We start from the raw sequence: 9,110 nt of genomic DNA on the forward strand, positions 1-9,110 counted from the left end.
GTCGGTCTCAACCGGCCCGCCCATCACGCCCGGCCTTCGTACGTCGCGTCGGCGGACGTGTTGTCGCGGTTGAACGACATGACTTTTGCACGGATGACGTCGCCCGCCTCGACGGTGTTGGGGACGTCCTCGGTGAAGACGACGAATCCTTCGACTTTGCCGACAGCGACGCGCTCGCCGGAATGGTGGTCGCTGAACTCGGTGACGCCGAACTCGTACGTCTCGCCGATGTCGACCGGCGGGTCGCGTTCCTGGGCGGCTTCGTGGGCGCGTTTGGATGCGCTGGCGTCGTCGCGCGAGCGCCACCAGAGGACGGTGAGGACGAGGAGGACGACGATTGCGGCGGCGGCGAGCAACACGGGTGGGACCGGAGCCATATCGGCCACCTCGCGCGGCCCGTACTTATGATCCGCGGCTCAGGCGGGGTCGTTGGTGAGGAGGAGCGCGCCGAAGAGGAGTTGGAAGAGCGCGCCGACGGGGACGTGGATGCCGCCGAAGCCGGTGGCGTAGATGGCGTAGCCGGCACCGAGATAGCCCAAACCGGTGACGCAGAGCGCCGCGCCGATGAGGGGCGCGGGCCGAGAGAGGCGCGCGAGCACGGCGTCCTCGCGGGAGTAGAAGTAGACGCTGAAGGCGAGAAGGCCGAGGGAGGCGAGGGAGACGACGGTCCAGACGAGATAGCCGGTGCGAATGGTCGTCCCGGCTTGATACTGGTAGGCGTTGAGCGAGAGGGCGACGGAGAGTTCGCTGGCGGCACTCGTCAGGTCGGCGAGCCGTCGGAGCTGGAAGAACGGCCAGCGGACGAAGAGGAGGGAGACGTTGGGGCCGGAAAGCGTGGCGTACGCGACCTCCCAAGGGAGCAGCGCACTCACCCAGACGAAGAGGACGGCCAGTGGGTTCTCGTACTCGGCGGCGGTCCAGCGTGGCATCGTACGCGCCTATCCGGGTCGAGGGCTTAAGCGTGTCCGCCGGCGACCGACGGCGGTCGAGGTGGATGGTGGTGGGCGGCGATCGATCGGATGGGCGATCGGTCCGTCAGGCTTTATTGCGCGCGCTCGAAGAGGCAACATGGATCGACTGAAGCGCTCGTTGCTCGACGCGCCGATCATCGAGAAGGACGGCTATCACTACTTCGTCCACCCGATCAGCGACGGCGTGCCGATGCTGGAGCCCGAGCTTCTTCGCGAGATCACGATCCGCCTCATCCGGAAGGCGGACCTCGACGACGTGGACAAAATCGTGACGCCGGCGGCGATGGGTATCCACATCTCGACGGCGCTCTCGCTGATGACCGACATCCCGCTCGTCGTCATCCGCAAACGCGAGTACGGCCTCGAGGACGAGGTGTCGCTCACCCAGCAGACGGGCTACTCGGAGTCCGAGATGTACATCAACGACGTACAGGCGGGCGACCGCGTCGTCGTCCTCGACGACGTGCTTTCGACGGGCGGCACGCTGCGCGCGATCACGGACGCGCTCGAACACGTCGGCGCGGACGTCGCGGACGTGCTTGCGGTCATCAAGAAGGCGGGGCCGACCGAGCTCGACGAGACGGACGTTGAGGTGAAGACGCTGATCAACGTCGACGTCGTGGACGGCGAGGTCGTCATCACGGACGAGCACGGCGACGGGTAGCGAACGGACACAGGACGCGGGTCGTCACTGCGCCGTGGGCGAGCCGCGACGGCGAATGACGACGTTTGACGTGCGGGCACCGCGTACGGCCGAGCAATGCGCTCGCTCCCGCGCGTTCCGGCGTCCGTCCGCGGCCCGCTGTGCGCGCTCGCGGCGCTCTGCGGCGTCGGCGCGCTCGTGTTCGGCTACGCGATCGCTGGGTTCGGGGCGGCGCTCGCGGCCGGCCTCACCGCCTATGGAGCGGTTCCACTGCGAGTGAGCGGCCCGATCATCGCGTTCGGCTGCGTGCTTCTCGCGCTCGCCTACGGTTGTTGGCGGGCGTTCACGACGCTGCTCGAATAGCGGCGTCACTACTCGAATAGCGGCGGCGCGACACGTTACACGTCACGAGCGGCCGACATCGGATCGTGACAGGCGACGGTTCGTCCGTCGACGCTCCGCTCGGCGGGCGACTCGCGCGCGCAGACCGTTTCGACGACGCCGCACAGCGCTGCGTATGCCGAGTCGTAGTCGCCGCGAACGACCGCGGCCGCGGCGGCGTCGAGGGCGGCGCGTTCGTCGCGGCCGAGGGCGAGCGTGTCGGGATCGACGCGCGTGCCGTCGGAGTCGCGTTCGGCGCTCGTCCGGTGGGCGCGCGGCAGGTCGAGGACGAGGCCGTGGGCGAGGACGGTAGCGGCGCTGTCGTAGCCGTCGAGAATCGGGTCGCGTGCGGCGATGCGGCGGCGGAAGCGGAGGGCGCGCCGGAAGGCGTCGCGGCTCCCGGTCCAGCCGTCTGGTGGAACGACGCGCGGACAGCGCGGGTGGAAGTGACAGCCCGACGGCGGATCGTCGGCGTCCGTGACGGCGGGCGTGACGTCCGCGTGGCGGCGCTCAGTCGTCGGGTCGATCGTCGGTGTCGCGTCGCGCAGCGCGGCCGTGTAGGGGTGGTGTGGGTCGTCGAGAACGGTCTCTGCGGGGCCGCGCTCGACGACGCGACCGCGATAGAGGACGGCGACGCGATCGCAGACTCCCCGAAGGAGGCGGTAGTCGTGACTGACGAGGACGTACGTGAGCCCGTATTCGTGCTGGAGGTCGGCGAGGAGCCCGAGGACGTCAGCGCGGGTGCGTGCATCGAGCATCGAGACCGGCTCGTCGAGGACGACGACGTCCGGCTCGGGAGCAAGCGCGCGGGCGAGCGCGACGCGCTGGCGTTCGCCGCCGGAAAGGGCGGACGGGTAGGCATTGACGTACGCGTCGACGGGTGTGAGGCCGACATCGGCGAGGACGCGGCGGACGCGTTCGCGACGCGCCGTCCCGTCGAGCGATTCGGGGAGCGGTTCGGCGACCGAGCGGCCGACTGACACGGTCGGGTTCAGGCTCTCGTAGGGGTCCTGAAACACCGGTTGGACGCGCGCGCGGAAGTCACGCTCTGTGCGCCCCGAGTGTGCGTGAACGTCGCGGCCGTCGAAGCGCACCGTCCCGGCGCTCGGCTCGTTGAGGGCGACGAGGAGGCGACAGAGCGTGGTCTTACCCGACCCCGACTCGCCGAGCAGGCCGTACGTCTCGCCGCGTTCGATGGAGAGGGAGACGTCGTCGAGCGCGCGGATCGACGTGGGTTCGCGGCGTCGAAGCATGTCGAGGAGGCCGCGCTCGCCGCCGTACGTCTTCGTCACGCCCTCAAGTTCGATCAGTCCCATGTGCCCTCCGTCCCGGCGCGCCACGCGTCGCAGAGGGCGGCCGTGTGCGCACTCGTGGGATCGCCGAGCACCGTCTCCGTGGATCCGGTTTCCACCACGCGCCCGTCGTGAAGGACGGCGAGTCGCTCACAGGTTTCAGCGAGGACAGCGAGGTCGTGGCTGACGAGGAGGACGGCGGCGTCGAGCGCCGCGAGGTCGTCGAGCACCCGATCGCGGACCACGGCGTCGAGGCCGGTCGTTGGTTCGTCGGCGACGATCAGTGCGGGGTCGCACGCGAGCGCCATCGCGAGGACGGTGCGCTGACGCTCGCCGCCCGAGAGTTCGTGCGGGTGGTCGTCCGCACGGGCCGCACCGATGCCGACGCGTGCGAGGGTGTCACGGGCGCGCCGGTCGGCGTCGACTCCGGGTTCGTGTCGGCGGACGGCTTCAGCGATCTGCTCGCCGACCGTGTACGCGGGGTCGAGTGCACCCATCGCGCGCTGCGGGACGAGCGCGATCTCGGCCCACCGGAGGTCGCGGAGGTGCGCCTCGGGGAGCGCGAGCAGGTCAGTCGCGCCGTCGTCGCGCACCGGGTACGCCTCGTCGGCGAGGACATTCGGACGCGGCGTCCCATTAGCACCGGCCCACGCCGGCGGCACAGCGTCGAACCACGCGTGGCCGTCGACGACCTCACCCGCCTCGGAGAGCAGGCCGACGAGCGCGCGGGCGAGCGTGGTCTTGCCCGATCCCGACTCGCCGAGCAGGCCGACCGTCCTGCCACGTTCGATTGCGAGCGACGCGTCCGTCAGCGCGTGGACGTCACCGTCGAGCGCGCGATAGCGGACCGTGAGGGAGTCGATGTCGAGGAGCATCAGTCTGTGCGCGTCACCTCCTCGACTGCGTGCCCGACGTAGTAGAAGGCGGCGACGAGGCACGCGATGGCGAGGCCGGGCGGGAGGAGCCACCACGGCGCGGTGAAGACGTAGCCGGTCGCTTGCACCTGCTGAAGCATCACGCCCCACGAGGCCGTCGTGACGTCCGCGAGGCCGAGATACGCGAGGGTGGCGTGGGCGAGGATCGCGGTCGCAGCGTCCTGGACGAGCAGGACCGCAGCGATGGGGAGGACGTCCGGGAGGACGTGTCTGGTGACGATCCGCCGGGCGGGGAGGCCAGCGGCGCGTGCGGCGTCCACGTAGGTTCGTCGGGTCAGCGACAGCGTCGTGCCCCGGACGACGACACAGTTGTTCAGCCACGCCGTCGCGGCGATCGCGAGAACGATATTGGTCGTGGACGCCCCGCGCATAGCGACGAGCACGACGACGAACGGGAGGAACGGGACACCGTAGAGGACGTCCACGAGCCGCTGGATCGCCTCGTCGAGCCACGTCCCGCCATAGTAGCCGCTGAGAAGCCCGAGCGGAACGCCGACGAGCGACGAGGCGAGCGCCGCGGCGAGGCCGACGAGGAGCGCGGTACGCGCACCGTAGACGAGTTCGGTGAGAACGCCGTGGCCGGACGCGGTCGTGCCGAGCGGCGCGAAGAAGGGGTCGCCGAACGCCGGCGGATGCGGGAGGGAGCGCGATTGGGAGAGCGTCAAGCGGCCGTCGCCTGCCCCGACGTACGCGACCCACTCGGGACCGTGGGGGGCGACGACGCTTGGGACGAGCGCGCAGCACGCGACGACGCAGAGAACGGTCGTTCCGACGACGGCGAGCGGGTTCGTCAGGAACCGCCGGAGCGTGTGACGTGCGTGTGGGGCGCGCGGGGAGGCCTGCGGCGTGGTGGCCGACGGCTTCGCCGGGGAACGCGAGGGGGTGGTGGCGTCAGGGCCCGGATTGCGCTCGGTGTCTCGGTTCGTCTCGCGTCCGGTGTCTCGATCCGTCATGGCTCGCGCCCCCCAAACGAGACGCGCGGGTCGAGGTACGTGTACGCGATGTCGAGGCAGAGGCGGACGGCGACGACGACGACAGCGATGAGGAAGAACGCGGCCTGCGCGAGCGGGTAGTCGCGATCGAGGACGGCGGTGACGATCAGCTGCCCCATCCCCGGCCACGAGAAGACGGTCTCGGTGACGACGGCTCCATCAACGAGGAAGGCGAGGGCGATCGCGGCGCTCGTCGTCACGGGGACGAGCGCGTTGCGCCCGGCGTGTTTGAACAGGACGGTGCGTTCGCGCAGCCCCTTCGCCCGCGCGAGGTGAACGAAGTCGGAGCGCGCGGCGTCACGCATCGCGGGGCGGACGAGTAACGTCGCGCCGACCCAGCCGATCGCGACGACGGAGAGCAACGGGAGCGCGAGGTGGCGGAGGAAGTCGACCGTCACGGGGACGGGCGCGAGGGCGAACGGTGGGAACTGCGCCACCATGTGCGCACTGGGGAGCCAGCCGAGGTGGTGATCGAAGAGCCAGACGAGCAGCCACGCGACCCAGAAGACCGGTGTAGCGTAGACGAACAGCGAGACGGCGAGTGCGAGCGTCCCGCCACGCGCGTCGCGGTACCAGCCGAGCACCATGCCGATGAGCGGGCCGACGACGTAGCAGGCGAGGAAGGCCGCGCCGAAGAGAATCAGCGTCCGCGGGAGGCGGCGCGCGAGGACGTCGGCGACGGGCGCGTGCATCGTCGGCGACCAGCCGAACCGGCCGGTCTGATAGTTGAGCAGGAAGCGGAGGTACTGCACCCAGAGGGGATCGTGGACGCCCCACGCGGCCTCCAAGCGAGCGACCTGCGCGCCGGTCATCCCCGGCGTCGTCATCGCGCTGACGAACGTTCCCGGCATCGCGCGCAGGAGGACAAAGAGGACCGTCATGACGACGAGGAGGGTGGCGTACGCGACGGCGAGACGGCGGACGAGGTAGGCCGCGCTGAATCGCGTCACGCGGACCACCCCGAGCGACGGCGCGTCCGGCCGCGAACGCGTCGACGGGGTGCGGCCACGATCCCGGTTTCGCCCACGCGACTCACCTCCGCGGTCTGAGTTGCGTGAGTTCGGTGGCGAGGTTCGTCGAGCCGGGCGCGGGGATGTTCGACACGTAGTTCGTCCACGCGTCAGTGTCGAGGGGCCACCTGGGCCGCGGATAGTCGGTCACCATCACCGGGGCGTCGAGATAGATGCGCTCGACGGCACGCCGGGCGAGAGCGTTGCGTCGCGCGGTGTCGGTCTCGCGGAGCGCGCGCTCGATGAGGCCGTCCGCGCTCGCGTGCTCGAACAGCCCGTACCCCATCGCGTTGTTCGCCCGGACGGTGTCGTCGCCCGCGGCGTCGGCGCTGTCGCCGTGGAAGAGCGAGTAGAGCGTCGTGACCGCGAAGGGGGAGACCCCGCCGATGCTCACCGGATAGACGTCGAACTCCTCGCGGGCGTAGACGGTGTCTACCATCGCACCGAGGCTTAATACGGTGCGCGTCGCCGGGATGCCGAGGCGGCCGAGCGTCTCGATCCAGTCGGTCGTCATCGCCGAGCGCTCGGGCGAGCTTGATGCGGGCGTGATGAGAATGTCGAGGGGGCCACCCATGATATCGGGGATCGTCCGGCCGTCGACGCGTAGTTCGCGATCCGTGTCGGCGTCGGCGAGCGCGTCCGAGCGGACCGGTCCGAAGGTGTAGTCGTGGCGCGCGCCGCGCTGGCTCGCGTGAGCGCCTGTGAGGCTTCCGGGATACTCGCGCCCGGCGTACGTCCCGGCCGGACCCGTGATCGGCTCGCCGCCGGTGAGGAAGTCCCGGACGGCCGCGACGTCGAGGGCGGCACCATCGTCGCGGGCGCGATACGCGTAGGCCTCCGTCGCGGGGTCGGTGAGGACGTCGGCGTCGGCCCCCGCGGCCGTCTCCGGGCGGACGGCCGTGTACTCCGGCGGGACGACGAAATCCCCCGCGCGGACGTAGCCGTCGTGGAGTTCGGTGACGTAGTGGTAGTCGTCGAAGGCGAACGCCAGCGTCTGTCGGAAGACGAGGTCGTCGAGCGGCGCGCGCCGGAGGTTGAAGCCGTAGAAGCCGAAACCGGTTGCCGACCCCTCGACGAGCGTCTTGCCGGCCGCGGCCTCGACGTCCGGGATGGCTGAGGCGGCGGCCGTCCGGAAGACGGAGTCGACCTCGCCGTCGAGGAACGCGCGCTGGAGCGCGGCGTCGGAGCCGTACACCTGCACGCGGAGCTCGTCGAGGAACGGCCCGCCGGCGTCGAGGACGTCGTGATCGCGGAGCCAGTCGAGGGAGGAGAGGGCGTACGCGTCGGGGTCGCGGAAGGCGAGCGACGCGGACGTATCAGGGTCGTACGAGGTGACGCTCGCCGGGCCGAGACCGACCGGCCCACCGTGTTCGGAGGGACGATAGCGCCGATAGTCCGCGACGTCGCGCCAGACGTGTTCCGGGAGGATTGGGAGCGCGAGCGTGCTGCTCGCGTACGTCCCGACGGGTTCGGAGAGATGGAGACGAACGTCCCAGCCGCCGGGCGCGTCCGTGACGGCGGTGATCGTGGAGACGACCGGGAGGTAGCGCGCCGGGCGCTGCTCGCGGAGGTAGCGGTACGTAAAGCGCACGTCGTCGGCCGTGAGCGGCGTCCCGTCGGTGAACGTCAGGCCGTCCCGAACCGCGACGTCGATCGCGAGGCCGGCCGCGTCGTCGTCCGCGCCCGCGAGTCGCCAGTCCGTGAAGACGTTCGGGCGGACGTCGAACGTTACGGGGTCGACGACGGTCCCGCTCTCGTACACCAGATCGAGGAGGATCCACGACTGGGCGGAGGCGGTCGTCAACGGGTTCAGGCCCGCGAACGACCCGCTCGTCCCGAGCGTGAACGTCGCCGCCGGTGCCGGCCCCGCGTCGCCGAAACAGCCAGCGAGGGAGAATGACGCCGCTCCCGCGCCGGCCGCGAGGAAGCGGCGTCGCGTGAGATCGCCGCGCTCGACCATGTTGATACGACGTCATCGCCGTCGGCGTATAAACGTCGCGTCGCCGGTGGTCACGGGCGCGCGGGTACGGGCGGCCACGGATGGCCACCAGTGGGTGTGGTCGAGTGCGACGTCACCGACAGCGTCGAAGCGGCGAGCGTCGCGTATGCGGTCACGGTTAACGTCGCGGCGCTCGAACCACGGGTCGTCATGTCGTCAGTGCTGTTCGTCGTCAGCGAGGAAGGGTATTGGGGAGAAGAGTGTATCGAGCCGCTCACGACGCTCGACGCGCACGGTGCGGACGTCACCGTAGCGACGCCAACCGGGAACCCGCCGGTCGTCGACGAGCGCTCCGTCGATCCGGAGAACGTCGGCGAGGAGACCGCCGAACGCGTCCGCGAGGTCGACGAGACCGACGAGCGACTGAACGATCCCGAGCCGCTCGCCGCGGTGGAGAGCGATGCGTACGATGCGGTCGTCTTCCCCGGCGGCCACGGCACCGAATGGGACGTGAATCAGGACCGCGACGCGCGTCGCCTCCTCCGCGAGCAGGTTGCGGGCGACGAAGGGAAGGCGCTCGTCGTCTGCCACGCCGTCGGCATCCTCGGATTCACCCGCGACGCCGACGGTGGGTTCCTCGTCGACGGTCGCGACGTCACCGGCTTCCCGAACGCGTGGGAAGAGGGGATCGTCGACGAGCACGACCGAATGCCGGACGGGCGAAAGCTCCCCTACTGGGTCGAGGACGAGGTCGTTGCGGCCGGCGGGAACTGGGACGCCGAACTCGACACGGACACCTCAGTCACGGTCGACGGCGATCTCGTGACCGCTCGCGGGCCGGAGTCGTCCGCCGCGGCCGCCGAGGCGTTCGCCGACGAGCTCGGGCTCTGAGGGAGAGAAGAACCCCCACACGGCACCGACCTTCGCAAGCCTTATCCGCAGGAGGG

At 70.4% G+C, this 9,110-nt stretch carries 10 protein-coding genes; 3 read left to right on the plus strand and 7 right to left on the minus strand.

Features of this window, described 5'->3' with window-relative positions:
• Nucleotides 1-23: 23 nt before the first annotated feature.
• Nucleotides 24-377, minus strand: coding sequence for a TRAM domain-containing protein (locus ABDZ36_RS11815; protein ID WP_211312243.1), 354 nt, complete (start codon nt 375-377; stop codon nt 24-26).
• Nucleotides 378-416: 39 nt separating this feature from the next.
• Nucleotides 417-929, minus strand: coding sequence for a DUF7549 family protein (locus tag ABDZ36_RS11820; RefSeq protein ID WP_211312244.1), 513 nt, complete (start codon nt 927-929; stop codon nt 417-419).
• A gap of 139 nt (nt 930-1,068) precedes the next feature.
• Here ABDZ36_RS11820 and hpt point away from each other — a divergent pair, with 139 nt between their 5' ends.
• Together hpt and ABDZ36_RS11830 are read left to right on the plus strand one after the other, a co-directional pair.
• Complete coding sequence (gene hpt, locus ABDZ36_RS11825) at nt 1,069-1,635, plus strand: hypoxanthine/guanine phosphoribosyltransferase (protein ID WP_211312245.1); 567 nt, start codon at nt 1,069-1,071, stop codon at nt 1,633-1,635.
• Between the two features lie 96 nt (nt 1,636-1,731).
• On the plus strand, nt 1,732-1,977 hold the full coding sequence (locus tag ABDZ36_RS11830; protein ID WP_211312246.1) for a hypothetical protein: 246 nt from the start codon (nt 1,732-1,734) through the stop codon (nt 1,975-1,977).
• A gap of 35 nt (nt 1,978-2,012) precedes the next feature.
• Here ABDZ36_RS11830 and ABDZ36_RS11835 read toward each other — a convergent pair whose 3' ends face one another.
• From ABDZ36_RS11835 to ABDZ36_RS11855, 5 genes are all read right to left on the minus strand, one after another.
• Nucleotides 2,013-3,311 (minus strand): oligopeptide/dipeptide ABC transporter ATP-binding protein, encoded by a 1,299-nt coding sequence (locus ABDZ36_RS11835; RefSeq protein ID WP_211312247.1) that lies wholly within the window; start codon nt 3,309-3,311, stop codon nt 2,013-2,015.
• Nucleotides 3,302-4,162: an ATP-binding cassette domain-containing protein gene (locus ABDZ36_RS11840; RefSeq protein WP_211312248.1), complete on the minus strand. Its 861-nt coding sequence runs from the start codon at nt 4,160-4,162 to the stop codon at nt 3,302-3,304. Before ABDZ36_RS11840 ends, ABDZ36_RS11835 begins: the two co-directional genes overlap by 10 nt.
• Nucleotides 4,162-5,175 (minus strand): ABC transporter permease, encoded by a 1,014-nt coding sequence (locus ABDZ36_RS11845; RefSeq protein WP_211312249.1) that lies wholly within the window; start codon nt 5,173-5,175, stop codon nt 4,162-4,164. The genes ABDZ36_RS11840 and ABDZ36_RS11845 overlap by 1 nt, the downstream gene beginning before the upstream one ends.
• On the minus strand, nt 5,172-6,164 hold the full coding sequence (locus tag ABDZ36_RS11850) for an ABC transporter permease (RefSeq protein WP_343749325.1): 993 nt from the start codon (nt 6,162-6,164) through the stop codon (nt 5,172-5,174). Before ABDZ36_RS11850 ends, ABDZ36_RS11845 begins: the two co-directional genes overlap by 4 nt.
• Before the next feature lie 82 nt (nt 6,165-6,246).
• Nucleotides 6,247-8,184 (minus strand): ABC transporter substrate-binding protein, encoded by a 1,938-nt coding sequence (locus ABDZ36_RS11855; protein WP_211312251.1) that lies wholly within the window; start codon nt 8,182-8,184, stop codon nt 6,247-6,249.
• 189 nt (nt 8,185-8,373) lie between these two features.
• Here ABDZ36_RS11855 and ABDZ36_RS11860 point away from each other — a divergent pair, with 189 nt between their 5' ends.
• Nucleotides 8,374-9,054: a DJ-1/PfpI family protein gene (locus tag ABDZ36_RS11860; protein ID WP_211312299.1), complete on the plus strand. Its 681-nt coding sequence runs from the start codon at nt 8,374-8,376 to the stop codon at nt 9,052-9,054.
• The last annotated feature ends 56 nt before the right edge of the window (nt 9,055-9,110 follow it).

The sequence above is a fragment of the Halarchaeum salinum genome (assembly GCF_039520965.1).
Lineage (GTDB): Archaea > Halobacteriota > Halobacteria > Halobacteriales > Halobacteriaceae > Halarchaeum > Halarchaeum salinum.

What these genes read in the sequence shown, in the direction of transcription:
- ABDZ36_RS11815 (WP_211312243.1), bottom strand. Translation starts at nt 377, where the DNA reads ATGGCTCCGGTCCCACCCGTGTTGCTCGCCGCCGCCGCAATCGTCGTC.
- ABDZ36_RS11820 (WP_211312244.1), bottom strand. Translation starts at nt 929, where the DNA reads ATGCCACGCTGGACCGCCGCCGAGTACGAGAACCCACTGGCCGTCCTC.
- hpt (WP_211312245.1), top strand. Translation starts at nt 1,069, where the DNA reads ATGGATCGACTGAAGCGCTCGTTGCTCGACGCGCCGATCATCGAGAAG.
- ABDZ36_RS11830 (WP_211312246.1), top strand. Translation starts at nt 1,732, where the DNA reads ATGCGCTCGCTCCCGCGCGTTCCGGCGTCCGTCCGCGGCCCGCTGTGC.
- ABDZ36_RS11835 (WP_211312247.1), bottom strand. Translation starts at nt 3,311, where the DNA reads ATGGGACTGATCGAACTTGAGGGCGTGACGAAGACGTACGGCGGCGAG.
- ABDZ36_RS11840 (WP_211312248.1), bottom strand. Translation starts at nt 4,162, where the DNA reads ATGCTCCTCGACATCGACTCCCTCACGGTCCGCTATCGCGCGCTCGAC.
- ABDZ36_RS11845 (WP_211312249.1), bottom strand. Translation starts at nt 5,175, where the DNA reads ATGACGGATCGAGACACCGGACGCGAGACGAACCGAGACACCGAGCGC.
- ABDZ36_RS11855 (WP_211312251.1), bottom strand. Translation starts at nt 8,184, where the DNA reads ATGGTCGAGCGCGGCGATCTCACGCGACGCCGCTTCCTCGCGGCCGGC.
- ABDZ36_RS11860 (WP_211312299.1), top strand. Translation starts at nt 8,374, where the DNA reads ATGTCGTCAGTGCTGTTCGTCGTCAGCGAGGAAGGGTATTGGGGAGAA.